Raw genomic sequence first — 23,019 nt, 5'->3', positions numbered from 1 at the left:
AAGAACGGAGCTGGTACGCAACTGGTACGCGGGTTGGTGGCGAGGCGTTTGGGCCTTTATTTGCGGGACGGAAAAGAAGGGTCAGTTCGATCCATCATCGGCGCGACAGAGAAACGGCGGGAGAGTGGGGCGGGTGTGGCGGTGATTGGGGGCATTGGGGGTACGGAATCGGTGTGGCTGGGAGGTGGGGGAGTTTATCAGGAATGGGGAGGTGGGGCTTGGGAGCATCGGAAGAGCAGGCTGGCAGGTCTTGAGGCTGGTAAATAAATCAGTCCCCATTTCTTCTGATCCCACCTCACTGAGTAAAGACAAATGAGCAATCAGGGGGAATTTGGGTTGCATCACGAACTGGAGACTTTTGTGCTCTATACAGCTAGTATTCATTGCGATGAGGAAGCGTGATCTTCACTTGGGATGAAAAGAAAATCAAAATCCTAGATTTTTAACAATTGCTAAAGCTACCTTGTTATCGGTATTTTCGATCTGTGTGGTGGTTGTTTAAAAAAGCTTCAGAGACTGATAACTGAAATTTCAATAAGTAAGTGCTTAGGGGTCGTTAGCCCAAGGATGAGATAGATGCCTCAGGTGGCGAAAAATAAAGTTCCAGGGTCATATTTCGAAAAGTTTACCGTTGATGCAGCTTTGTTGCGCGAACTCGGTGAGAGACTGGTAGGTAAGCCGCACATTGCCCTGGCAGAGCTTGTAAAAAATAGTTATGACGCAGATGCAACTGAGGTAATTATTAGATTCGACTCGGATAGCATTACAGTAATAGATAATGGTGATGGTATGTCACCTAGCGAGTTTGTAAAGTACTGGTTGCGTGTAGGTACAACTCACAAGCAAGAAAAAATATTTACGTCCAGAGATAGGCAGGTTACCGGCTCTAAAGGAGTCGGACGTTTATCTGTTCAGTTTCTTGGCGATGAATTGGAACTGGTATCTAGAAGCAAGGAGCATAAAAAGCAGTTTTATGCTTCTGTGGACTGGTCAGGGGCTCGCGCAGCCGGAGATCTAGTTGAAGCTGGAGCCGATATTGTCGAAAGTAAGAGCTTGTCTTTAATTGATGGGAAATACAGACATGGCACGTCGGTAAAAATCAAGCTTCTGAAGCAAGAATGGGAAGAGAAAGATCTACAAGATCTTGCAAAAGAGTTGTGGTTTCTTAAGCCTCCTCCAGAATTGCTGGAGTCGGATAATCCTGATGAAATTCCTGATTTGTTTAATGTTGAACTTGAGGGTGTTACTGAAAGCTCAATGGAGAAGTTTTCCGAGCAAATGAATAAAGCCCTTCAAAACTGGATAGCTGTTATTCGAGGGCGTTTGGAGAACGGAAGACAGGGGGGGGAGAATTCTATATCGGTAAAATTTAGAAATGGTGATATATACAGGGCTAAATTTAAGCCGACAACACGAGCGCTGGATAAGGTTTATTTTAAAATATATGTATTTAAGCTTTCTGGAAAGCAATCTGGTGGTGTCCAGGTTTCTGATGCTAGGGAGTATTTCAAGAAGTTTGGTGGTGTTCATATTTATGATAATAGTTTCAGGTTGCCGTTTTATGGAGGGGATGAGCAAGATTGGTTAGGCCTGGAAATGGATCATTCTCATCGAATTAATAAATCACAACTTCTACCTCCAAACCTACAAGTTCAAAGTGGCCTTAATGATCTTCCTACCAATGGCCGGATATTTGGAGTCGTAAAAATATCGACTTCCCATGAACGTCAACTTGCGCCTTTACCTGATATTGAGCGTGGGCGTTATTTGAACGTCCAGGTTACACGCGATCGGTTGATTGATAACAAGGCTTTTGACGAGTTGCAGCATACTGTTCGTTGGGCGATAGATTTTTACGCAATGCGTTCTTATGAGCGGAGGCAACGTCAGATTGCGTCAGAGCGGTTAGATATGCCTGCAACTGACGAAAAAGTCTCCGAAATTCGAAAGGACCTATTTCAAATTTCATTGCATGCCCCGGCAGATTTGGCCAGCAAGCTGGTAGAGGTTTCAGATAAATTTGAAGAGCTTGAAGCGCTTGAAGTCCAGCGGCAAAATGCGTTCGAGGAGGAGAGGATTTTACTTGCGGCCCTCGCTACTACTGGGATGGCAGCACTAGCAATGGAACATGAAATGCATAAAGAGTTAACGCTCCTAGAGGATATCAGGGCGAGATTGAGAGTTGGGGGGGAGGTGTTGGATGAGCCAGAGTTAATAAAGTCCTTAGACTCTTGGGCGTATCGAACTGCTAATGCGAGAAAGCTATTTTCTCCTTTGATGCATGAAGCTGATAGGGAAAAAAGAAATATCTTTAATGCTAAAAAACTAATGTCGCGGGTAGTAAGCAATTCGGAAGTTTTGTTGCGTCAGGTAAAAATTATAAACGATATACCTGATGCTATGCGACTGCCTTCAGCCACGTTTGCAGCTTGGAATGCCATTTTTCAAAACGTATTGATAAATGCTGTAAATGCAATGCTTGACTCTAAAGTAAGGGAGATTAGGTGTTGGGGCGAGTCTGTAAACGGTAAGAGTAAAATTTATGTCATGGATACTGGTGTTGGTGTAAGGCTGCACGATAGTTCAGATCTATTTAAACCATTCATCCGTCGTTTGGAAATCCCCGAAGAAAGAAAGTCATTAGGGTTGGGTGGGATGGGTATCGGACTTACTATTGTTAAGATGGTTGCAGATTCACTTTCTTGTAAGGTCTATTTTGTTGAGCCGGTAGATAAGTTTAAAACCTCGTTTACATTAGAATGGTGATTTGATGCGAATCGTAATACTGGATGATGAAACGCCGCGTGCGAACACCTGGAAAAAAAATCTATTGGATTTTTTAGGTGACGGTGTCGATATTACAGTTTTTGATGTGGGTCAGGTTTCCCGTCTAATTGGCGAATTGCATCGGGCTCGCTTTGAATCTCGGTCTAATAATTATTGCCAGGTCAATAGCCTAGATAGTTATGATCTTGTAATAATTGATTATGATTTGTTAGGGTTAGAGCCAGATCAAGCGGCTGCATGGGCCACAGGGGCCGAGGTTGCCTACACTATGCGATTGATGTGCAATGTAGGTCCAATTGTAGTTGTAAATCAGTTTGGTACTAACACCTTTGACTTAACGATGCGTCGAGGTATTGCGTCATACGCCGATACAGATATCGGTAGTCTCCAGATAACTTCAAAGGGTTTATGGTCCTCCAATTACTTTGACGGTTTTAGACCTTGGCATTGGCCTGATTTATGCCATGAGTCTGCAAGGTTTGAAAAAGCTTGCGAGTATGTTGCTAATAACTTGGATCGTCCCATGATGGAATCTCTTGGGTTTGATGTTAGTGATGCTGAATCTGATTCATTTATTAATTATGAGCTTGCCGCTTTTGTAGGTGCTGCGAATGGTTATGACTTAACTTTTCGTGACTTAGTTATGAATAACGCTGGTCTGCGAGTGTTTAATATCCTTGAGAAGGATATTAGCATTTTGGCCTCAATGCCGGATAAGCAAATAGCCAGGGTCTCAGCAGCAATTTTAATGCATTGGCTAGAAAAGGTCGTGTTACCTGCACAGGAAGTAATTGGTGATGCCCCTCATTTGGCTACTCAATTACCATGGGTTCTTAATGACTCGAGCGATACTGGTGAATGGAACTCTTTATGCACGTTGACACAGGAGTGTGTGCCTAAAGCATTGCTGTCATATGTATTCGAGCCAAGTTTTCTTTTTTCTAGGCCTGCTTTTTGGGCAGAAAAAGCTAAGCGCGAATCTAATATGCCTGAAGAGTTTGAGTTTTCACATCTTCCTCTTATTCAGTTCTGTGAAAATATTTCAAGCTTTATTCCTGAGTCGGAAGCGACCAGTTTTCCGAGCGATGTTATCGCGTTTGATAAAAAAAGATGGGTGAGAATAGAAGAGGGTAGGGCAGGCCAGGTCGAGAATTATGAGCCTCAATCTTATCTGCTTATGTAGTTGGAGATGATTTCATGGAAGAGAGGCAGTTAACCTCTTTGGCGGAGTTTTTGGTAAATTTGCATTTTAGAAATAAAGATGTAATTCAGGGGCGTCCAGCGCTCGTGAAGTACTCGCAAATTGCTGAGTCGCCTAGATCAAAAAGCTACTGTGCAATTAATTACTCTAGTGATCAGAAGGCTAGTCTAAAAGCTAAATTGCTAAGTTTTTTTCGTAAACCCACAGCGTTCAGTGCGATGTTGCTAGTTCATGTTGATGACAGGCATGATTGGATTAGGCTTGTTAGGTTTGTGGGGAAAGATGATGGTAGCGTAAACGCTGAAACTATTGCATTGAGCGGGAAGGATGTAGAAAAATTTAATGGATTTGGCTATCGCTATGAACATCCAGAAGATGCAGGGGATGAACATAGTTTTTTTCATATACAGCCAATTGTTAACTTGTCGACAGGGGAGCGAATTCCTGGAATTCCAGCATGGTATTCTGATAAATTTCCAACGTTTTATATGCATGCTGAAAATTCATATGAGTTAATAATCTATGCGCTGAGTTCTTTGTGTAGTTGGCGTCAGTTAGAACTATATCAGCGAGCGGCACGGGATGACTGCTGGTTGTTGAAGCATCTTATTGCACAGGGGAAGGCGGCATTTCAAGCCGCTCAGCAGGTCAAATGACACGGCTGTTAGCCTCGTCGCGGAGAGTGGGCTATAAGTCAAAAATGAGGCGCGCTGTTAGGTTTTCGAGGCGGACTTATGACAAACCGTAGCGACATAATGCGTGCAGTAGGACGTGAGAATACCGGACCTGAAATTATGGTTCGGCGCTTGCTACACTCGTTGGGGCTTCGCTTTAGACTGCATTGCAAGAACTTACCCGGAAGCCCAGATATACTGCTTCCCAGATATAGAACTGTAATTTTTGTGCACGGCTGCTTTTGGCATCGGCATACCAACTGCCGCTACAGCACTACACCAAAAAGCCGTTCTGAGTTTTGGCTCTCAAAATTTGAAGCTAATGTTCAGCGCGACTCCAAAAAGGAAGCCCAACTGCGAGAGTTGGGCTGGCGGGTACTGGTGGTTTGGGAGTGCGAAACTCGCAAGCCAAGTGAGCTTGAAGAGCGACTTAGGCGTGATTTCTCTGTGCGTATGTCTCAACATGACGCATAAGGCTCTCACCGATCACTTCCCCTAAGCGTACCGGAACAGCATTGCCAATCATCCGACCCACCGCTTTAAAGGTGATCTGCCCTGCGGGCATAAATTCATAATTTCGTGGAAAAGATTGAAGAATTGCTGCCTCGCGCAACGACAGTGCGCGCGCTTGCTCGTAGTGTCCAAAGCGGCCATTTCCGAAGCCATAGCAAAGTGTGGTCATAGTAGGGCTCGGCTCATTTCTTTTCATTCGCCCATAGACGCTGGGGTAGGTCCTACCGCTTGCCTTACGATGACATTCTGCAACCAGATGCGGCGGCCAATCCCGCCAAGTACCGCCCTCGCGAGAGTTTAGGATCCTCTGCAGATTGATCGGAGTGAGTGTGGCTGCGCGATGCATTGGGTCATCAGGGTCACATTCGCCCGCCGCGATTCGTGGTAAGTCACCGATCATTTCCATAACAGAGATAGGTGCATTGCGATGGGTGGGTTGAATGATCTCAATCGGTCCGAGCTTGGATGCCAATAGCACGTGCCGCCGCCGTTGCTGAGGGAGTCCGTATTCGACACAAGCCACGCGATTGGCCCATACGTTGTAACCCTGACTCTCAAGATTTTTCACGAAGTCGTCGTAGACTGAGTGTTTGGTGACGTCGGGCACATTTTCCATCGTTACCAGCTCAGGCTGCACCTCTTTAATCAAACGGGCAAAGTGGTACAAAAGAGGCCACTTGCTATCGGCACTGGTGTCTCGTCCTTGGTTATAGGTAGAGAAGGGCTGACATGGAGCGCAGCCTGCGAGCAAACGATAGCGTCCCTCAACTCGCGGGTACCAAGCTTCGAGCTGTTCTTTGGTGAGGCTCTTCACGTCTTGGGAAACAAACGCGGCCTCATTGTTGACTTCGTAGGCGTACCTGCATTGGTCCTCAATATCGTAGCCAGCATGTATAGTGATGCCGGCTTGTCGCATTCCAGCCGTCAGGCCGCCGGCGCCACAGAAGAGGTCAACTGCATCAATCATTCGGTGTGTCTTCTTTTAAACGAGGCGCATTTTAGTCACTTTGGGCTGCGAGTCGAGCGTTGTTTCTCTTGGAAAAGCCCATCCGTCTTGAATGCAGAATGTGACTTCGTCTTTCAAAAGGATGTGGCCGGGATAGTCGGTAATTCGGTAACCCAGGAGACTCGTGACCTCTCGTCCCAGGTATTCGATAAGCTCTACCTCCCAACTGAACGTTCCATGCTCGGTTTCGATGCTGAAGGGAACAAATAGCTTCGCCCAGTCGTTACCGGAGCGCTCTCCGTCGTAGCTTTCACCCTGTACGATGCCATCGGCGAGAATTAGGTGTTCTTGGTCACCTGATATGTAACTGCCATCATTGCAGATCTCTATCCAGAACATTTTCACTAATCCTTGGCTTCAATCGTGTGCGAGATCATCGATGAGGTGAGGCGTCACGTCAATTGATTGGTGCTGATCTTATCTCATGGCGGACTGATCTTCAGCTCTCACGCACAGGGATTGACTCCGCACCGAGACAACGGAAAGCGTAGCCGATCCAAGACTTTACGGTGGATGTGGGATCTTTCCCAGACATTGGGCCGTCTTGATGATGCTCCAGGCTGGAGCCGAAAACAGTTGCTTAATATTTGCTAAGGCTGAAAGGGGGAGGAGTTGGAGGCTAGTTCTTCTCGCAGTCGTTATCAGGGTGGCCAGGCTCGCACGCTGATCTAAACAGAAAGATTCTGCCCTGTTTAAATAATTTCATGTTGAACAGCCAACGCCTACACATCCTTGCGCCACCCCCTACACCTAAGACAGAATCCGCCGGCTTGTGCCTCTAGCACGGCGGTTTTATCGTTCCTGGGTCACTGAAAACCAGTGATCGGGTTTGGTAGCCCGGATTCCGTCAGAAGCACAAGACTACTGTCTTGCGGAGGCTTTCAGTACCTTCGTTTTATGGTGGTCATGCGCAGGGCATCTTCGGATGCGCCGGGGTTCCTGACGGCCGGTCTACCAACCTGCGTATGGCCTCCACCCTAGTTTGGTAGCGAAGGTGGCGGCTCCTAACCTCTTATCCGTCGGGAGTTACTCCATGTTCAAACCAACCCCCAACCCACCCGAAACCGATCCAGTCTCCCCCTACAAATTCCCCGATTCACGAACCCTGAACGAAGCCGCCGAGCGCGCCCTCGATCACTACCTCACCCCGCAGCAGCGGATCATGGGCAGTCACACCAAACACGATCCGATGTACTTCGCCAACCCGGCCTACGACACCGAATCCCTGCTCGCCAACGCCAGCGAATCCCTCGGTTCAGCCTCCGAAATGCTCAACAACTTCGCCGCCACCCTGGAGCCCGCCCACCGCAAAACCGCCATTGGCATTGCGCAGTTGGTGATGTTGGGGTCTTTGGCGGTGAATCAGGCGCTGGATAACGTCGAGCCGAAGTAGATTCGGGCAACTCTCTGTCACGGAGGGTTTATCGCTGGGCGTGGGTTCAACCTGAACCCACGCTGAAACCCCCGCAAGTTTCATCTTCCCGCCACCCGCGCAGGCCTACGATCCATCCACAAGATCCCGATCCCACGCGAGCGCCACACACCATGAACAATCCACTCAAAGCGCTGTTGATCGTCGCCACTGTCGCACTTTTAAGCGCCTGCTCCGGTTCCGGTGGCTTGACCACCACCAGTTGTTTCTCCAGCGACTGTCACTCGCCGCAGGCGCGGAACATGAATACGTTGAAGTTCGGCGGGAGCAATATCGGTAACAGTTTCAACCAGTACAGCTCCGGCCTGATGCATGACGACTGAGGTTTACTGGGCCGCGGGTACGGCGATCCATTCGCTCAGGACTTTCTGGTATTTGCCGGTGACTTTGCTCAGGTGCAGCCACTGGTCGACGTAGAGTTTCCAGCTGATGTCGTCGCGCGGCAGCAGGTAGGCTTTTTCGCCGTATTGCATGAACTGGCTCGGGTTGACGGCGCACAGGCCGGGTTTGAGTTTCTGTTGGTAGAGGGCTTCGGACGCGTCGGTGATCATCACGTCGGCCTTGTTGTCGAGCAGTTGTTCGAAGATGGTCACGTTGTCATGCAACGCCAGTTGCGCCTTGGGCAGGAAGGCGTGGACGAAGGCTTCGTTGGTGCCGCCGGCCGGTTCGACCAGGCGCACGTTCGGCTGGTTGATCTGGTCGATGGTCTGGTATCTGGACTGGTCGGCGCAGCGCACCAGCGGGATCTTGCCGTCGACGTCGAGGGTGTTGCTGAAGAAAGCTTTTTTCTGGCGTTCGAGGGTCACCGAGATGCCGCCGACGCCGATGTCGCATTTGCCGGCCTGCATGTCCGGCATCAGGGTTTTCCAGGTGGTCTGCACCCATTCGACCTTGGCGCCGAGGCTGTCGGCCAGGGATTGCGCCATGGCGATGTCGATGCCTTCGAATCCGCCGTCCGGGCGTTTGAAGGTGTAGGGCTTGTAGTCGCCGGTGGTACAGACGCGCAACTGGCCTTGTTGCTGAACGGTGTCGAGGTGCGAGGCCGACTCTTGTGCCTGAGCGGCGCCGGCCATGGCCAGCAGGCCGCAGAAGATCATCGTGCTTTTTGGAATTGTCATGGAGATCGGGCTTGTGCAGTGGAGGTGCGGGCCAGTGTAGTGAATGCGTTTGCCGGGTGTCATCCCGGTTCCGGGCTCAACGTGCCCAGCCACGCCACCAGTCCCACGATCAACAGCGCAATCACCAGCTCCAATGCCAAGCTGCGGCGCAGGGCGTTTGCTGCCACTTGATGCTGCCCGGCGCGCAACGATTGCTCGAGCAACGGCCCGAGGTGGAAGCGGTTCAACGCGGCCAGCACCAGCATGCCGCAGAACAACACAACCTTGATCGCCAGCAGAATCCCGTAGGTGCCAAGCAGGATTTCGCCCAGTGCCGGGCCGACGATGAACAGGTAATTCGCGACGCCGGTCACCGACAGGATCAGCACAATCGCCGCGCCGACGCTTTCGAAGCGTTTGACGGAATTCGCCAGCGAACGAATGCGCGCCTCGCTGAGCAATGCATTGAGCCGCGCCATCAAGATCAACGCGAGCATGGCGCCCAGCCACGCCCCCGCCGCAAGCAGGTGCAGGATGTCGCTGAGCAGGTGCCACGCGTTATCCATCGCGCCGTGTCCGCTCCAGGCCAGGGAGGCGAGGGCGATGGCGCCGGCCATCGACGCCAGCCACAATCCGCGCCAGATCACCACGGCGATCAGCGCAATCATCCGCAGCGTCCACGCCAGCCCGACGTCGGTTTCCAGCACCATCATTTGCAGGTGCGGCCACAGCGCCGCGAACGCCGTTTCGCCACTCATGGCGCGGGTCATCAGCACCAGTCCCGCCACTGACAGCAGCGCCCCGATCAACGCCATCCCGCGCAGCATCGGTCGAAACCGCAGCACCGCGTCAACGCTGTACAGCCCGAACAACGCCAGCCCGAACAACATCAGCAAATCCACATACAACGCCAGACGCAGGAGGATGTTGATCAGTTCAGCCATCGCTCACTTCACTTTGAACGTGACGTTGCCGGTGATCGGGTGCGTGTCCGACGACACCGCGCGCCATTCGACCTTGTAGGTGCCGGCCGGCAAGGGCGAGAGCGGGGTGACGAGCATGGTTTTCGGGTCGCTGCCGGCGCTGACTTTGGCCTTCATCGGCATGGGCGAGTGGGCCATGCCGGGCATTTCGGTCATCACCAGTTTGGCGCCGGAGAACTGAGTCAGCAGATCCTCCGAAAAACGCAGTTCGATCTTGCCGGGTGCCGCGCCGTCGGCACCTTCGGCCGGGGTCGACGACAGCAGTTTCGGATGGGCCTGGGCCAGGGTGCTCAGGAGCAAACCGCTGGCGAGGACGAGGGAGATTTTCAATGTGCGCATGCAAGACCTCGGTATTGTTTTTTTGATGGGATTCAGAACCACAGCCGCACGCCGAGGACGAGTCGCGCTTCGCTGCGATCCTCGCCTTCTTCCCGGGCGTAATCGGCGGTGTTGCCGTAAGAGCGATTCCAGGTCACGCCGATGTAGGGCGCGAATTCGCGGCGGAATTCGTAGCGCAACCGCAACCCGACTTCTGTGTTCGACAGGCCCGAGCCGATCCCGCGTCGCGGGTCGTTTTTGCCGTAGACGTTGAGTTCGGCGGTGGGCTGCAGGATCAGGCGGTTGGTCAACAGGATGTCGTAGTCGCCTTCGAGCCGCACCGCGCTCTGGCCGTTTTCGCCGAGAAACGCAGTGGCTTCGGCTTCGAAGTTGTACAGCGCCATGCCCTGCAGACCGAACGCGGCCCAGGTTTGTGGGGCGCCGGGTTTGAAGTCCTGGCGCACGCCGCTGACCACGTCCCACCACGGCGAAATCGCGTGGCCCCACAGGGCCTGGATCTCCGCGTCTTCGGTCTTGCCGTTGCTGCGTTCGCCCTCGGAGCGCAGCCACAGCCGATCGATGTCGCCGCCGATCCAGCCGGACAAATCCCAGGCCAGGGTGCTGGCGTCGTCGGCGTCCTGCCATTCGAGTTTGTCGGCGAGGAAGTAAGTGTTGATGGCGCTGTCGTGAACCTGGTGTCCGGCGTGGCTGGTGAACACGGCGGCGCGGTCGGCGTCGGTCAGCGCCGGGATCGGCGTGCGGCTTTCGGTCGGCGCGGCGGGCTGCATCATGCCGTCGTCCATGCTTTGCATATCACCCATTTGACTGTGATCCATGCCTTGCATGTCAGCCATCCGGCTGTGATCCATGCCCTGCATGTCGCTGGCGGCGAAGGCCGGGGACATCGACAGGAGTGACAAGGAAAACGTGGCAAATCGAGTCATGGTCGGCGTCCTCATTCTTCCACCCGCACTTCGCGGAACATGCCCATTTCCATGTGGTACAGGAGATGGCAGTGATAGGCCCAACGGCCGAGCGCATCGGCGGTGACGCGGTAAGTGCGGCGGGTGCCGGGCGGCATGTCGATGGTGTGTTTGCGCACCTGGAAGTCGCCGTTTTCGTCCTCCAGATCGCTCCACATGCCATGCAGGTGAATGGGGTGGGTCATCATGGTGTCGTTGACCAAAATCAGGCGGATGCGCTCGCCGTATTTCAGACGCAGCGGCTCGGCGTCGGAGAATTTGATGCCGTTGAACGACCAGGCGAATTTCTCCATGTGGCCGGTGAGGTGCAACTCGATGGTGCGGCCCGGGTCGCGGCCGTCCGGGTCTTCGAACGTGCTGCGCAGGTCGGCGTAGGTCAGCACGCGGCGGCCGTTGTTGCGCAGGCCGAGGCCGGGGTCGTCGAGTTTCGGGGCGGTGGTCATGGCTTGCATGTCCACCAGCGGATTGTCCTTTTCGCTGTCGGGGTGCGACTGCATCGGGCCCATGTTCATACTCGAGTGATCCATGCCGCTCATGTCCATCGAGCCATGGTCCATGCCGCCCATGCCCATGTCGTCCATGGTCACCAGCGGTCGCGGATCCAGCGCCGGCACCGGGGCCGATAAACCGGCGCGGGCGGCGAGGGTTCCTCGGGCGTAGCCGGTACGGTCCATGGCCTGGGCGACCAGGGTGTAGGCCTCGGCGGCGGGCTCGACGATCACGTCATAGGTTTCCGCCACGGCGATGCGCAGCTCATCGACGCTGATCGGCTTGACGTGCAGGCCGTCGGCGGCGACCACGGTCATTTTCAAGCCGGGGATGCGCACGTCGAAGTAGCTCATGGCCGAGCCGTTGATCAGCCGCAGACGCAGCTTTTCACCGGGCCGGAACAGTCCCGTCCAGTTGTCATCGGGTGGGTGGCCATTCATCAGGAAGGTGTACGTGGCGCCGCTGACATCGGCGATGTCGGTGGGATTCATCTTCATCTGGGCCCACATCGTGCGATCGGCGACGGTGGCGCCCCAGCCTTTTTCGCTGACGTCATGGATGAAATCGCCGACTGTGCGCTTGTGGAAGTTGTAGTAATCGGACTGCTTTTTCAGGTTCTTCATCAGGCTGGCCGGGTCTTCGTCGGTCCAGTCGCTGAGCATCACCACGTAGTCGCGGTCGTACTGGAACGGCTCCGGCTCCCGGGCATCGATCACCAGCGGGCCGTAGACGCCGGCCTGTTCCTGCAACCCGGAGTGGCTGTGATACCAGTAGGTGCCGTGCTGGCGGACCTTGAATTGGTAGACGTACACGCCGCCCGGCTCGATGCCCTTGAAACTCAGGCCCGGCACGCCGTCCATGTTGGCCGGCAGCAGAATGCCGTGCCAGTGGATCGAGGTGTCGACCTTGAGTCGGTTGCGCACTCGCAACGTCACGGTGTCGCCTTCGCGCCAGCGCAATAGCGGGCCGGGCAGACTGCCGTTGATGGTCATGGCGGTGCGGGGCTGGCCAGTGAAGTTGACCGGGGTTTCGCCGATGAACAGCTCGAAGTCGGTGCCGCTCAATTCATTCACTTGGCCGGGGCTGTTCAAGGCCCAGACCGGCGTGCGCCACAGGCCGAGGCCGCCGAGCAGACCGCTGGCGGCAAGGCCTTTGACGAAGGTACGTCTTGACGTGGTGGAAGGCATGCGCTGGAAGTCCCCGTTTGACCAATGACGAGGAGGCTAACCAGTGGCAGCTTTCAGCTGGCTGAGGGGCGGATTACAGTTTTGTCAGGTTCGGCCTACAGACCGAGGCCTTCCTGGACTACCAACAGCAGGTTGTTTTCCGTCAACGCAATCGCATCCAGTTGTTGCCCGGTCTCGATGGTCTGCAACCACCAGTGGCTTTCGCCGTGTTCGTCGACGGTGCGCAGAAGCGATGTTTCTTTGCCCGGCAAGTTGATCTGCACGCGCCCCGAGCCGTCCTCGGTGAAACGGGCGATTGGGTCGAATGTCAGGCTGTGATGGTTGGCTTCGATGACCAATTGGTCGATGGCGTAGTCGTGGGTCTCGCCATCCGGTGAACTTTCGCAAACATGGGTAGGATTTCGCCGAATCTTCAGTCCGACTTCGGTGACCGGTTGCAACCAGCCCTCGATGCGGTGATACAAGGCGTAGACCTGAGCCGGCCAGCAATCGATCTCAAGTTCAGCGCAGGTGATTTCGTCAGCATGGGTGTGCCGGGTTTGTTTGAGTTTCGCGGCGAGTTCGTCTGCTTTACTCATGTCGGTTCCCTGTGGTGAATGCAACAGCATGGTAGTCCTTTCAAAGTAATGCAGGTTTTGCCCTGCGTCATGCGCTTGCAACACGGGCATGACTCAATCAGCGTCTGGCCAAATGACGGTCAGACCACAGAAACCACGGACGCACGCGTCCCAAGGAACGGGAACATGAAAAAGCTTTTTACAATTATGGCGCTGATTGCGCTGACGGTCGGTAGCATCGGCCTGAGTTCGGCGCGCCAGTCACACGCCAACAAGGCACCGACGGAGTCGGTGGCGGGGGTGTTCGATTACTACCTGCTGACGTTGTCCTGGTCGCCGACCTTTTGCCTGACCCATAAGGACGATCCGCAATGCACCGGCAAGGGTTACGGTTTTGTCCTGCATGGCCTGTGGCCGCAATACGCCAGGGGCGGCTGGCCGGAATCCTGCCCGCCGCTGACCAACCTGTCGGCCGCCGAGACGGCCAAAGGCCTGACGCTGTTCCCGACCAAGAAACTGCTCGATCACGAATGGAGCAAGCACGGCACCTGCAGCGGCCTCGGCGCTATGGGCTATCTGGACGAAGCGGACAAAGCCGTGGCCGCGGTGAGCATCCCGGAAGAACTGCAACCGTTCAGTAGCTCTTATTACTTCGAAGCGCAGGAAATTGCCGACCTGTTCCGCAAGAGCAATCCGGGCATCCCGTCAGACGGTATCGCCGTGATCTGCAACGGCCCGGAACTGTCGGAAGTGCGCGTGTGCATGGGCAAGGACCTGCAATTCGGCGCGTGCGGCAAGGGCGTGAAAACTCAGTGCCGGGCGGGGGATATTCGAGTGCCGCCGTCGCGTTGACCGATCATAAAAACAGGCGCCTGAAAAGGCGCCTGTTTTTTTGCGATCAACCTCAAGCAAATCCCCCCGCATCCACCCCCAATTCCCCCCGCAAAAACTCCACCAGCCCCCGCTGCAATCCACTCAACACCCCCTCGCGGCTGACCAGTGCCAGCTCCGTCGGCGGCAGCGGCGGCAAGTCTGTGCATACCCGATGCTCCGGCAACACTGCCGACGCCGGTAGCACCGAAACCCCAAGCCCTGAGGCCACCGCCGCCTGAATGCCGGTCAGGCTGTGGCTGCCGAAGGCCACACGCCAGGGGCGTTGCGCCACGTCGAGCAGGCGAATCGCCCGTTGTCGGTAAAGGCAGCCTTGAGGAAACAGCGCCAGAGGCAACACGCCGCTGGATGAGTCGAACTCCGCGCCCTTGACCCACACCAGTCGTTCCGGCCAGGTCGCCCAGGCGGGGCCGCTGTCGGGTTCGCGTTTGATCAGGGCGATGTCGATTTCGCCGCTGTCGAGGCGTTGGCGCAGGTCGAGGCTCATGCCGCTGACGGTTTCCAGCCGCGCTTGCGGGTGGCTGCGGGTGAAGCCGGCGAGGATCAGCGCCATGCGCCGGGCGTCGAAGTCTTCCGGCATGCCGATGCGCAGGATTTCCAGGTCCAGATCGCTGGCCAGGGCTTCGCTGGCCTCGGCGGACAAGGCCAGCAGGCGACGGGCATAGTGGATCAGCAGTTCGCCGTGCTCGGTGACGCTGACGTTCAGCCCGGTGCGATCACGCAACAGCAGGGCGTGGCCGACCAGTTCTTCGAGTTTGCGCACCTGTTGGCTGACCGTGGATTGAGTGCGATGCACGCGTTCGGCGGCGCGGGTGAAGCTGCCTTCATCGACCACGCAGACGAAGGTTTTCAGCAGTTCCAGATCCAGCATGGCGGCGCTCTCGATATTTGTTTTGCAACTGACGGTTGGCTATTTATTTAATTTCACACTATCACCCCGAGTTCATAAGCTGAAGCCCTCACTTGCAGAGGAATGCCCCCATGACGTTGATCCACACACCGCGCCCGCAATGGCTGACCTTCGATTGCTACGGCACCTTGATTCAATGGGACGAAGGCCTGCGCGCCGTGGCCGAGCGGATCCTGAGCGAAAAAGGTGAACACGGGGTCGACGCCGGACGCCTGATCGAGGTCTACGACCGCCACGAACATTGCCTGGAACAGACGCCGCCGCACCGCTCGTTTCGTGAGCTGAGCACCCTCGGCCTGCAATTGGCCCTGGAGGAACTGGGCCTGGCGAGTGCCAGCGAAGACAGCCAACGCCTGGCCGCCGCGATCCCGCAGATGCCGCCGTTTCCCGAAGTCGTCGACACCCTCGCGCAGCTCAAGGCCAAGGGTTTCAAGCTGTGCATCGTCTCCAATACCGATGACGACATCATCGCCGGCAACGTCGCTCAGTTGGGTGGCCACATCGACCGGGTGATCACCGCGCAACAGGCCGGCGCCTACAAACCGGCGCCCCGGCTGTTCGACTACGCTCATGAGCAACTGGGCGTCAGCCGCGATCAGGTGGTGCACATCTGCGCCAGCCCGATGCTCGATCACACGGCGGCTCGCGACATGCATTTTCGCTGCGTCTGGATTGACCGTGGCACCGGTCGTCAGTTGCTGCCGGACTATCGGCCCGACGCAATCCTCAACACGCTGGACGAAGTCCTTCCGTTGTTCTCATCCCTTGGCTGGTCATAAAGGAGTTTCGCCATGGCCCATACCCTGACCGGCAGCGCGCGACCTGCGCGTTGCGCCCCGTTGAACCTCGACAGCGAAGCCATCATCACCGCTCGCCAAGAGCTTGCGGCGTGCTTTCAACTGGCGGCGTTGCATGGATTGGAAGAGGGGATCTGCAATCACTTTTCGGCGATGTTGCCTGGGCACGCCGACCTGTTTCTGGTCAATCCCTACGGCTATGCATTTTCCGAAGTCACGGCGCACAACCTGCTGGTCTGCGACTTCGATGGCAACGTGGTGGACGGCGCGGGCCAACCGGAGGCCACTGCTTTCTATATTCATGCGCGGCTGCACCAGCGGCTGCCTCGGGTGAAGGTCGCGTTCCACACCCACATGCCGAACGCGACGGCGTTGTGCCTGCTGGAGGGGCCGCCGCTGTTGTGGCTGAGTCAAACCGCGCTGAAATTTTACGGGCGCACGGCGGTGGACGAGCATTACAACGGGCTGGCGCTGGACGCGCGTGAAGGCGACCGGATTGCCGGGGTCATGGGCGAGGCCGACATTCTGTTTCTCAAGAACCACGGGGTGATTGTCGCGGCGCCGACCATCGCCGAAGCCTGGGACGATCTGTATTACCTGGAGCGTGCCGCGCAGGTGCAACTGCTGGCGATGGCCACGCAACGGGAGCTCAAACCGGTGCCGCACGCGGTTGCGCAACGGGCGTACGAGCAGATGCGCGAGGGCGATCCGGAAAGTGCGCGGGCGCATCTGCACAGTGCGATGCGGCGGTTGTCGAGCCGGGAGTGAAGGCGAGGAAAACGGGCAGGCAAAAATAATTCGCGTCGCAGGTCATCCAATTGCCTTGCGCGCCGATAGCAACAGGGTCGGGATCGTAGCGGGGGCACTTGGTTGCCCCACACAACCCGGTGGGCTACGCTCACAAGAACAAGGGTTTCGGGCTTTTGCCCCTGTCGTACCTGCCCAGGACACGCTTTTGCCTATCCCCATTCACGATCCGCATCAGGCCCCCGGCGGCACCCTCAAGCGTTTGCCCCTGCGCAAGGCGGCGGTATTGTTCATCGTTGCCGTGTGTCTGTGCCTGTTCGGTTTGCTGTACTTGCAGATCGAACAGTCGCGGCGCCAGGATCTGGCGAACGCGCAGATGTCTTCGGCCAACCTGACCCGGGCCATGGCGCAGCAGGCCGAGGACACCTTTCTGGCGGCGGATCTGGTGATGACCAGTCTGGTCGACTGGATTCAGGAAGACGGTTATGGCGCGGCGCAAAAGACTCGCCTGCAGAAAACCCTCGCGCGACGGGTGCAGCAACTCGAGCAGTTGCACGGCATGTTCCTGTTCGACCGCGAAGGGCAGTGGGTGATTACCTCGTTCCCGAATCTGCCGCGTGGCAATGGCGTGGCCGATCGCGAGTACTTCAAGTTTCACCAGCAGAACGTGTCGTCCGTTGCGCATATCGGCCCGGCGATCCGCAGCCGCGAGAACGGCGAGTGGATCATCCCGATCTCGAAACGGATCAACGACCGCACCGGCAATTTCCAGGGCGTGCTGCTGGCCGGGATCAAGATGTCGTACTTCGACAAGTTCTTCAAAAGCTTCAGCCTGGACGACAACGGCACCATGTTCCTCGGCCTGACCGACGGCACCTTGCTCGCCCGCCGGCCGTTCGACGAGTCCCTGATCGGCACCTCGCTGGCCAAGGGCGAGATCTATCAGACGCTGCTGCCCAATGCCTCCGCCGGCACCGCGATGATCGACTCGGTGGTCGACGGCGTGACGCGCCTTTACGGTTACCGGCAGCTGGAAAGTTATCCGCTGGTGGTGGCCGCCTCTTCGTCGCGGGACACGATTCTTCAGGGCTGGCATGACCGGGCGTTCCAGTCCAGCGTGATCGTGGCGCTGGTGATGCTCGGCGTGGGGCTGTTCGGCTGGGTGTTCATTCATCAAGTGCGCGATGGCGAGCGGATCGAGAAAAATCTGCGCAAGGCCCAGCGGGCGCTGGAGCAGATCGCCACCCACGACAGTTTGACCGGGCTGGCCAACCGGCGCCTGTTCGAGCGTTCGCTGGACGTGGAGTTTGCCCGGGGCGCGCGGCAGTCGAGCCCGGTCAGCCTGATCATGCTCGATATCGATTTTTTCAAAAGCTACAACGACGCCTACGGCCATGTGGCCGGCGACCATTGCCTGACGCAGGTCGCGCAGGTGGTGAAAAACTGCTGCCAGCGCAAATCCGACCTGGCGGTACGCTATGGCGGCGAGGAGTTCGCGGTGTTGCTGCCGGACACCGACATCAACGGCGCACTGGCGATCGCCGGGCAGATCCGCCGCAGTGTCATGGACAAGCACATCACCCACAGCGGTTCGCCGACCGGTTATCTCACGGTGAGCCTGGGCTGCTATTCCTTCATTCCGCTTGGCAACGACAGCCCGGAACTGTTCATCCAGCGCGCGGATGCGGCGCTGTATCAGGCCAAGAACGCCGGCCGCAATCGCGCGGCCGTGTTGTCGATGGACGTCGGCGTCGGCGAGTTACTGCGCTCGGATCGCTGACAAAAAACAATCGGGTTCAGCCACAGGCCATGGCACTTACCACGGCCTGCTCTTGTTCGTTCAGCTGCCGGTGCCACCGCCAGCTCCACCCGTACCGCCGCCGGCCGAACCGGTCCCGCCGCCAGCCCCTGAGCCTGAACCGCTGGCGCCGCCGTTGGTGCCGGTGCCTTGGCCCATGCCATCGGAATTGCTGCCGCCCGAAGGCGCGCCCGGGGTGCTGTTCGGTGGCTGGGTCGAGCCGCTGGTGGCGCCGGATTTGGTGCCGGTGGCATCGGCGCCGTCGTTTGCAGCAAAGCTTGCGGTGGAGGCGGCCAGCGTGGCGGCCAGCAGGATTGAGGTCAATGTGCGCGTCATCATGGTGTGTCTCCAGTCAGGGGATCTACCTGATATTGGTCTGACGCGCACAAGGCTTGGTGCCGGCCGGATGACGAGCGGTCAGAAGTCCACGGTCGCCGAAACCTTCAGCGTCCGCGGCGTGCCCTGGGTCAGGTAACCGCCGTTGGCCGAAGCCCAATAGGCTTCATTGGCGACGTTCTCCAGATTGGCCCGCAGGGTGATCTGCTTTTCCTCCAGTTTGAAGGCGTAGCGCGAGCCGAGGTCGAAGCGGTTCCACGCCGGAATGCTCTGGGTGTTGGCCGCGTTCAGGTACTGGCCGCCGGTGCGCAACATCCGCGCGCTGAGGGCCGCGCCTTCGAGCCCCGGAATGTCCCAGTCGGCACCGAGGTTGAACTGGAAGCGCGGCACCCCGACGGCGCGGTTGCCGTCATTCACGCCGTTGCTGCTGCCTTCCAGTTCAGTCTTCATCACGGTCGCGCCGCTGAGCAGGCGCAGGCCGTCGAGCGGTTCGCCGTAGATGTTGAGTTCCACGCCTTTGTTGGTCTGCTGGCCGTCGACCCGGAAGATCCCGTCCTGGGTGTAGCTCGACGGTTGCTCGATGCGATAGACGCCGAGGTTGGCGCCGTAGCTGCCCATGTCCACGCGCACGCCGGCTTCGATCTGTTTGCTGCGCACCGGGGCGAAGGTTTCGTCGCGGTTGATTGCCGTGGTCGGCGGCGTCGGGCCCTTGGCCAGGCCTTCGATGCGGTTGGCGTAGAACGACACGAGTTCCCAGGGCTTGATCACCAGGCCGTAGACCGGAGTGGTGATCGATTCTTCATAGCTGGAGGTGCGGGCGCCGGTGGCGGTGCTCCAGCCGTCGACTTTCAGTGCCTGGCGGCGCACGCCGAGGGTCAGAAGGATGCGGTCATCGACGAAACCGAGGGTGTCGGAAATCGCCTCGCTGCGCAGGATGTTCTTGCCGGTGATGCGCGGGTCGTTGATGTCGCTGGCAAACGAGGTTGGCGTCGGGCGCGGTTTGTCGGTGACGTTGTACAGGTTGGTGCTGTAGCGCCCGGCCGCGCCGATGGTTTCGAACGCCGAGCGTTGCTCGCCCCAGATGCCCGCCCAGCCGAGGTTCAACTGGTGCGTGACGGGGCCGGTGTCGAAGCGGCCGTTGAGCCCGGCCATTGCGCTTTTATTGTCTTCATCGTGTGGCGAATAGAGCATGCCGCCACGGGCGTTGCCGTTGAGGTCGGTGACGGTCAGCGACGAGTACACGCCGTTTTCGCGGGTGTGCTTGGCGCCGCCGGACACGTAGGCGGTCCAGTTGTCGTTGAGGTCGTATTCGGCGCGGGCCATGCCGAAGGTGTCTTCGAGTTGCGAGTAGCTCCAACTCTGGGCGTAGCTGGCGTTGGCGTGCGGCACCTTGGGGGCTTTTGCCAGGCTCGAATCGACATAGATCACCGAGCGCCCCTGATTGATCACCTGCTTCTGATAACCGAAATCGGTCGAGACCCGCAGGCGATCGCCGCGATAGTCCAGGCCGACGCTGAACAGCGACGAGCGCTGGTCTTCTTCATCGACGGCGGTGTCACCTTCGCGCTGCATCAGGTTGACCCGCGCGCCAAAGCGGTTGTCTTCGCCGAAGCGCTGGCCCAGATCCAGATGCCCGCCGACCCGGCCGTCGGCGCTGTAGTCGAGGGTGACGCTGCGCGTTGGCGTGTCCATCGCGCGTTTGGGTTGCAGGTTGATCCCGCCACCGATGCCGCTGCCGCTCGGGGTCACGCCGTTGACGAAGGCGTTCGGGCCCTTGAAAAGCTCCACTCGATCCAGCGCTTCGACGGCGATGATCTGCCGGGGCAGGACGCCATAGAGACCGTTATAGGAAATGTCATCGGAGGCCAGCGGCAGGCCGCGGATCATGAACATCTGCGAGAAGTTGCCGAAGCCGTTGGACTGGCGCACCGAGGCATCGTTGAGCAACACGTCGCCGACGGTTTGCGCCTGCTGATCGGCCATGGTCTTGGCGGTGTAACTGGTGACGCTGAAGGGCAGGTCGTTGACCTCCTGGTTGCCGAGCATGCCGATCTGCGCGCGGCGGGCGACCTGTTCGCCGCCGTAGGTGGCGCCGCTGTCGTCGCGCAGGGCGCTGACATTGGTGGCGCCCAGTTCCAGCGCGCCGTCCGCCGCGACTTTCGGGGCCACGGTGTAGCCGTTGTGGCCGGTGCTGATCAGCTCGAAACCGCTGCCTTCCAGCAACCGGGCAAAACCGCTCTGCGCGGTGTAGCTGCCTTGCAGGCCGGGGCTCTGGCGATTGCCCAGTTGCGCCGGATCGAACGACAGCGGCACGCCGACGCTGACCGCAAACTGCGCCAGCACATGGCTGAGCGGGCCGGGGCCGATGTTGACGGTACGGCTGGCGCTTTCGCTGACGCTGTCGGCGGCGTTGGCGGCAGTCGGCAACAGTGCGCTGAAGGCCAGAGCCAGGCTCAGGTTCAGGGCTTTGAGCGCAAACGTGGCGGGGCGGGGCAATGGCATTGCGGTCATTCGGTGTTCCTGTCGGGGGCGTGGAATTGAAAGGTCTATCCACTCACCGGACGAGACGCGAAAAGGTATCAGCGAATATTGAAAATATTTTCCGAGGGTTCAGACACGGGGCTCCACCGACAGCCAATAGCGGGTCAGGCTGTTGATGTTCAGCGGCAACGTGTCGCTGAGCAGGCGCAGGCTGGCGTCGGTGTCGCGCAGGGAAAACGCCCCGGACACGCGCATCGCCGCGACGTCCGGATGGCAGCGCAGCACGCCTCGGCGATAGCGGCTCAGTTCGCCGAGCAATTCGTCCAGCCGCATGTTGCTGGCCAGCAGCATGCCCTTGTCCCAGGCCAGGCTGGCGGTGTCGAAGGTTTCGGCGCTGTCGAAACTGTTGAGCTTGAAGCGCTGGCGCTCGCCGGCCTTGAGAATCGCATTCTGCTTGAGCAATTGCGGGGTGATCTGAACCTGGCCTTCGAGCACCGACACCTGGCTGCGCGAACCTTCGGTACGCACGCAGAACCGCGTGCCGAGTGCACGGGCGAGGCCTTGTGGGGTTTCGACGATGAACGGGCGGGCGGCAGCATCGCTGGCGGTGTTGATCAGCACTTCGCCATTGAGCAGCAGCACCCGGCGCTCGGCCGGGCTGTAAGCGATGTTCACGGCGCTGTCGGTGTTGAGCAGCAATTGTGTGCCGTCCGGCAATTGCAGGTTCTTCTGCTCGCCGACGGCGGTGCGCTGGTCGGCGGTCCATTGCTCCCACGGCACATGCTGCGAGGCAATGCCCAGCGGCCCGGCCATCAACAGCAAGCCGAGGCGGGTGAGGGTCTGGCGACGGCTCAGACCCTCCTTGCGGGACGCGCGTTTCAAGGTCTGGATCGCGACGTTGGCCGGCACGCTGCGCAAATCCCCCAACAACGCTTCGGCCCGCTGCCAGGCAATGGCGTGCTCGGCGCTGCGGGTGCGCCATTGGGCGATGGCCTGATGGTCGGACGGGGTCGCGGTGCCGGAATGCAGTTGCACCAGCCAGTCGGCGGCTTCGCCGAGAATCTGCGGATTGATCATCGACGAATTCATCAGGCGACACTCAGGCAGGCAATGAACGCGGCACGCATGTGGCGTTTGACGGTGATCAGCGAAACACCCAGGCGCGTGGCGATCTGCGCGTAGGTCAGGCCTTCGATCTGCGACAGCAGGAAGGTCTCGCGAGTCTGCTCGGGCAGTTCGCGCAGCAGTGCTTCGATGCGCCACAGGGTTTCGAGAATCAGGTAGCGGGTTTCCGGCGACGGCACTTCGGCGGCGGGCAGGTGCGCAATGGTTTCCAGGTACGCGCGCTCCAGGTCCTGACGCCGCCAGCGATCGATCACCAGCCCTTTGGCGATGTGCGTCAGCAGCGCCCGTGGCTCGCTGCCCAGCGGCTTGATCACCTGGCGAGTGAGCAGGCGCAAAAACGTGTCGTGCGCCAGGTCGGCCGCATCGCAGCGACTGCCCAACTTGCGCTGCAGCCAGCCCTGCAGCCACCCGTGGTGTTCGCTGTAGAGCGTCTGGACTTGCTGATTCAACGGCTGATCGAGTGACGACATGAAGGGCAGATACTCGTTTCGGGCGTCCGTTGCCAGAGATGCAATCGAGAGTGCGATTGGGGTGCAATTAAGAATTGATCGCATTCTAGTGGCGCAGAACGAGTGCTGGCAATTGCCCTTTCACACTTTCTTTTCCGACGCCAAACGAGTGGCCTACCCGACTTCCGGGAGATTGGCTATTTGCCTGGCCCAACCCCGGGACTACCGTAGCCACACATTCATTTGCCCCGGAGAGTC

The 23,019-nt window shown here is 57.8% G+C and carries 23 protein-coding genes; 10 read left to right on the top strand and 13 right to left on the bottom strand.

Features of this window, described 5'->3' with window-relative positions; all coding sequences use genetic code 11:
* Window positions 1–576: 576 nt before the first annotated feature.
* The 4 genes from AC1MDC_RS26275 to AC1MDC_RS26260 all read left to right on the top strand — a co-directional run bounded on the left by AC1MDC_RS26275 (window position 577) and on the right by AC1MDC_RS26260 (window position 5,136).
* Window positions 577–2,766 (top strand): ATP-binding protein, encoded by a 2,190-nt coding sequence (locus tag AC1MDC_RS26275; RefSeq protein ID WP_480394014.1) that lies wholly within the window; start codon window positions 577–579, stop codon window positions 2,764–2,766.
* Window positions 2,767–2,770: 4 nt separating this feature from the next.
* The gene (locus AC1MDC_RS26270) at window positions 2,771–3,970 is read left to right on the top strand and encodes a hypothetical protein (RefSeq protein WP_480394013.1); all 1,200 of its coding nucleotides are present in this window, start codon (window positions 2,771–2,773) and stop codon (window positions 3,968–3,970) included.
* A 14-nt stretch (window positions 3,971–3,984) separates the two neighbouring features.
* Window positions 3,985–4,644 (top strand): hypothetical protein, encoded by a 660-nt coding sequence (locus AC1MDC_RS26265; RefSeq protein ID WP_480394012.1) that lies wholly within the window; start codon window positions 3,985–3,987, stop codon window positions 4,642–4,644.
* Window positions 4,645–4,722: 78 nt separating this feature from the next.
* On the top strand, window positions 4,723–5,136 hold the full coding sequence (locus AC1MDC_RS26260; RefSeq protein WP_480394011.1) for a very short patch repair endonuclease: 414 nt from the start codon (window positions 4,723–4,725) through the stop codon (window positions 5,134–5,136).
* Here AC1MDC_RS26260 and AC1MDC_RS26255 read toward each other — a convergent pair.
* The gene (locus tag AC1MDC_RS26255; protein WP_480394010.1) at window positions 5,093–6,142 is read right to left on the bottom strand and encodes a DNA cytosine methyltransferase; all 1,050 of its coding nucleotides are present in this window, start codon (window positions 6,140–6,142) and stop codon (window positions 5,093–5,095) included. The genes AC1MDC_RS26260 and AC1MDC_RS26255 overlap by 44 nt on opposite strands.
* Before the next feature lie 15 nt (window positions 6,143–6,157).
* Complete coding sequence (locus AC1MDC_RS26250) at window positions 6,158–6,520, bottom strand: hypothetical protein (RefSeq protein WP_480394009.1); 363 nt, start codon at window positions 6,518–6,520, stop codon at window positions 6,158–6,160.
* A gap of 694 nt (window positions 6,521–7,214) precedes the next feature.
* Between AC1MDC_RS26250 and AC1MDC_RS26245 the strand changes: the two genes are divergently transcribed.
* Window positions 7,215–7,574: a DUF6124 family protein gene (locus tag AC1MDC_RS26245; RefSeq protein ID WP_410237524.1), complete on the top strand. Its 360-nt coding sequence runs from the start codon at window positions 7,215–7,217 to the stop codon at window positions 7,572–7,574.
* Window positions 7,575–7,726: 152 nt separating this feature from the next.
* Window positions 7,727–7,936, top strand: a complete 210-nt coding sequence (locus tag AC1MDC_RS26240) for a hypothetical protein (protein ID WP_480394008.1) — start codon at window positions 7,727–7,729, stop codon at window positions 7,934–7,936.
* A gap of 3 nt (window positions 7,937–7,939) precedes the next feature.
* On the opposite strand, the gene AC1MDC_RS26235 is transcribed toward AC1MDC_RS26240, so the two are convergent.
* The 6 genes from AC1MDC_RS26235 to AC1MDC_RS26210 form a co-directional block, all read right to left on the bottom strand.
* The gene (locus AC1MDC_RS26235) at window positions 7,940–8,731 is read right to left on the bottom strand and encodes a transporter substrate-binding domain-containing protein (RefSeq protein ID WP_480394007.1); all 792 of its coding nucleotides are present in this window, start codon (window positions 8,729–8,731) and stop codon (window positions 7,940–7,942) included.
* Between the two features lie 59 nt (window positions 8,732–8,790).
* The gene (gene copD / locus AC1MDC_RS26230; protein WP_480394006.1) at window positions 8,791–9,654 is read right to left on the bottom strand and encodes a copper homeostasis membrane protein CopD; all 864 of its coding nucleotides are present in this window, start codon (window positions 9,652–9,654) and stop codon (window positions 8,791–8,793) included.
* Between the two features lie 3 nt (window positions 9,655–9,657).
* Window positions 9,658–10,032 (bottom strand): copper homeostasis periplasmic binding protein CopC, encoded by a 375-nt coding sequence (gene copC / locus AC1MDC_RS26225; RefSeq protein ID WP_064380958.1) that lies wholly within the window; start codon window positions 10,030–10,032, stop codon window positions 9,658–9,660.
* A 32-nt stretch (window positions 10,033–10,064) separates the two neighbouring features.
* Window positions 10,065–10,955, bottom strand: coding sequence for a copper resistance protein B (locus AC1MDC_RS26220; RefSeq protein WP_480394005.1), 891 nt, complete (start codon window positions 10,953–10,955; stop codon window positions 10,065–10,067).
* Window positions 10,956–10,966: 11 nt separating this feature from the next.
* Complete coding sequence (locus AC1MDC_RS26215; RefSeq protein WP_480394004.1) at window positions 10,967–12,670, bottom strand: copper resistance system multicopper oxidase; 1,704 nt, start codon at window positions 12,668–12,670, stop codon at window positions 10,967–10,969.
* A 95-nt stretch (window positions 12,671–12,765) separates the two neighbouring features.
* A complete protein-coding gene (locus AC1MDC_RS26210) occupies window positions 12,766–13,248 on the bottom strand; it encodes a hypothetical protein (RefSeq protein WP_085700459.1) in 483 nt (160 codons plus the stop codon).
* 165 nt (window positions 13,249–13,413) lie between these two features.
* On the opposite strand from AC1MDC_RS26210, the gene AC1MDC_RS26205 reads away from it, so the two are divergent.
* Window positions 13,414–14,079, top strand: coding sequence for a ribonuclease T2 (locus AC1MDC_RS26205; RefSeq protein WP_480394003.1), 666 nt, complete (start codon window positions 13,414–13,416; stop codon window positions 14,077–14,079).
* A gap of 52 nt (window positions 14,080–14,131) precedes the next feature.
* Here the strand turns inward: AC1MDC_RS26205 and AC1MDC_RS26200 are convergent, their stop codons facing one another.
* Window positions 14,132–14,989 (bottom strand): LysR substrate-binding domain-containing protein, encoded by an 858-nt coding sequence (locus tag AC1MDC_RS26200; RefSeq protein WP_227232995.1) that lies wholly within the window; start codon window positions 14,987–14,989, stop codon window positions 14,132–14,134.
* A 110-nt stretch (window positions 14,990–15,099) separates the two neighbouring features.
* On the opposite strand from AC1MDC_RS26200, the gene AC1MDC_RS26195 reads away from it, so the two are divergent.
* The 3 genes from AC1MDC_RS26195 (at window position 15,100) to AC1MDC_RS26185 (ending at window position 18,352) form a co-directional block, all read left to right on the top strand.
* Window positions 15,100–15,807 carry a haloacid dehalogenase type II gene (locus AC1MDC_RS26195; RefSeq protein WP_480394002.1) on the top strand — a complete coding sequence of 236 codons (708 nt, stop codon included), beginning with the start codon at window positions 15,100–15,102 and terminating at the stop codon, window positions 15,805–15,807.
* Window positions 15,808–15,819: 12 nt separating this feature from the next.
* Window positions 15,820–16,593, top strand: a complete 774-nt coding sequence (locus AC1MDC_RS26190; RefSeq protein WP_480394001.1) for an aldolase — start codon at window positions 15,820–15,822, stop codon at window positions 16,591–16,593.
* Window positions 16,594–16,780: 187 nt separating this feature from the next.
* Window positions 16,781–18,352: a sensor domain-containing diguanylate cyclase gene (locus AC1MDC_RS26185; protein ID WP_480394000.1), complete on the top strand. Its 1,572-nt coding sequence runs from the start codon at window positions 16,781–16,783 to the stop codon at window positions 18,350–18,352.
* A gap of 60 nt (window positions 18,353–18,412) precedes the next feature.
* Here AC1MDC_RS26185 and AC1MDC_RS26180 read toward each other — a convergent pair whose 3' ends face one another.
* From AC1MDC_RS26180 to AC1MDC_RS26165, 4 genes are all read right to left on the bottom strand, one after another.
* Window positions 18,413–18,709, bottom strand: a complete 297-nt coding sequence (locus tag AC1MDC_RS26180) for a hypothetical protein (RefSeq protein ID WP_227232991.1) — start codon at window positions 18,707–18,709, stop codon at window positions 18,413–18,415.
* Between the two features lie 78 nt (window positions 18,710–18,787).
* A complete protein-coding gene (locus tag AC1MDC_RS26175; RefSeq protein WP_480393999.1) occupies window positions 18,788–21,217 on the bottom strand; it encodes a TonB-dependent siderophore receptor in 2,430 nt (809 codons plus the stop codon).
* Window positions 21,218–21,316: 99 nt separating this feature from the next.
* Entirely contained in the window at window positions 21,317–22,276 is a 960-nt protein-coding gene (locus tag AC1MDC_RS26170) for a FecR domain-containing protein (RefSeq protein ID WP_085705176.1), read from the bottom strand.
* Window positions 22,276–22,782 (bottom strand): sigma-70 family RNA polymerase sigma factor, encoded by a 507-nt coding sequence (locus AC1MDC_RS26165; RefSeq protein WP_480393998.1) that lies wholly within the window; start codon window positions 22,780–22,782, stop codon window positions 22,276–22,278. Before AC1MDC_RS26165 ends, AC1MDC_RS26170 begins: the two co-directional genes overlap by 1 nt.
* Between the last annotated feature and the right edge of the window lie 237 nt (window positions 22,783–23,019).

The sequence above is a fragment of the Pseudomonas sp. 1 genome (genome assembly GCF_056626735.1).
Note: the sequence above shows the minus strand (reverse complement) of the source record. Positions and strands in the feature narration are given on the sequence as shown.

Excerpts from the sequence above, each read along its gene's own strand:
- AC1MDC_RS26275 (WP_480394014.1), top strand. The coding sequence starts at position 577 with ATGCCTCAGGTGGCGAAAAATAAAGTTCCAGGGTCATATTTCGAAAAG.
- AC1MDC_RS26270 (WP_480394013.1), top strand. The coding sequence starts at position 2,771 with ATGCGAATCGTAATACTGGATGATGAAACGCCGCGTGCGAACACCTGG.
- AC1MDC_RS26265 (WP_480394012.1), top strand. The coding sequence starts at position 3,985 with ATGGAAGAGAGGCAGTTAACCTCTTTGGCGGAGTTTTTGGTAAATTTG.
- AC1MDC_RS26260 (WP_480394011.1), top strand. The coding sequence starts at position 4,723 with ATGACAAACCGTAGCGACATAATGCGTGCAGTAGGACGTGAGAATACC.
- AC1MDC_RS26255 (WP_480394010.1), bottom strand. The coding sequence starts at position 6,142 with ATGATTGATGCAGTTGACCTCTTCTGTGGCGCCGGCGGCCTGACGGCT.
- AC1MDC_RS26250 (WP_480394009.1), bottom strand. The coding sequence starts at position 6,520 with ATGTTCTGGATAGAGATCTGCAATGATGGCAGTTACATATCAGGTGAC.
- AC1MDC_RS26245 (WP_410237524.1), top strand. The coding sequence starts at position 7,215 with ATGTTCAAACCAACCCCCAACCCACCCGAAACCGATCCAGTCTCCCCC.
- AC1MDC_RS26240 (WP_480394008.1), top strand. The coding sequence starts at position 7,727 with ATGAACAATCCACTCAAAGCGCTGTTGATCGTCGCCACTGTCGCACTT.
- AC1MDC_RS26235 (WP_480394007.1), bottom strand. The coding sequence starts at position 8,731 with ATGACAATTCCAAAAAGCACGATGATCTTCTGCGGCCTGCTGGCCATG.
- copD (WP_480394006.1), bottom strand. The coding sequence starts at position 9,654 with ATGGCTGAACTGATCAACATCCTCCTGCGTCTGGCGTTGTATGTGGAT.
- copC (WP_064380958.1), bottom strand. The coding sequence starts at position 10,032 with ATGCGCACATTGAAAATCTCCCTCGTCCTCGCCAGCGGTTTGCTCCTG.
- AC1MDC_RS26220 (WP_480394005.1), bottom strand. The coding sequence starts at position 10,955 with ATGACTCGATTTGCCACGTTTTCCTTGTCACTCCTGTCGATGTCCCCG.
- AC1MDC_RS26215 (WP_480394004.1), bottom strand. The coding sequence starts at position 12,670 with ATGCCTTCCACCACGTCAAGACGTACCTTCGTCAAAGGCCTTGCCGCC.
- AC1MDC_RS26210 (WP_085700459.1), bottom strand. The coding sequence starts at position 13,248 with ATGAGTAAAGCAGACGAACTCGCCGCGAAACTCAAACAAACCCGGCAC.
- AC1MDC_RS26205 (WP_480394003.1), top strand. The coding sequence starts at position 13,414 with ATGAAAAAGCTTTTTACAATTATGGCGCTGATTGCGCTGACGGTCGGT.
- AC1MDC_RS26200 (WP_227232995.1), bottom strand. The coding sequence starts at position 14,989 with ATGCTGGATCTGGAACTGCTGAAAACCTTCGTCTGCGTGGTCGATGAA.
- AC1MDC_RS26195 (WP_480394002.1), top strand. The coding sequence starts at position 15,100 with ATGACGTTGATCCACACACCGCGCCCGCAATGGCTGACCTTCGATTGC.
- AC1MDC_RS26190 (WP_480394001.1), top strand. The coding sequence starts at position 15,820 with ATGGCCCATACCCTGACCGGCAGCGCGCGACCTGCGCGTTGCGCCCCG.
- AC1MDC_RS26180 (WP_227232991.1), bottom strand. The coding sequence starts at position 18,709 with ATGATGACGCGCACATTGACCTCAATCCTGCTGGCCGCCACGCTGGCC.
- AC1MDC_RS26175 (WP_480393999.1), bottom strand. The coding sequence starts at position 21,217 with ATGACCGCAATGCCATTGCCCCGCCCCGCCACGTTTGCGCTCAAAGCC.
- AC1MDC_RS26170 (WP_085705176.1), bottom strand. The coding sequence starts at position 22,276 with ATGAATTCGTCGATGATCAATCCGCAGATTCTCGGCGAAGCCGCCGAC.
- AC1MDC_RS26165 (WP_480393998.1), bottom strand. The coding sequence starts at position 22,782 with ATGTCGTCACTCGATCAGCCGTTGAATCAGCAAGTCCAGACGCTCTAC.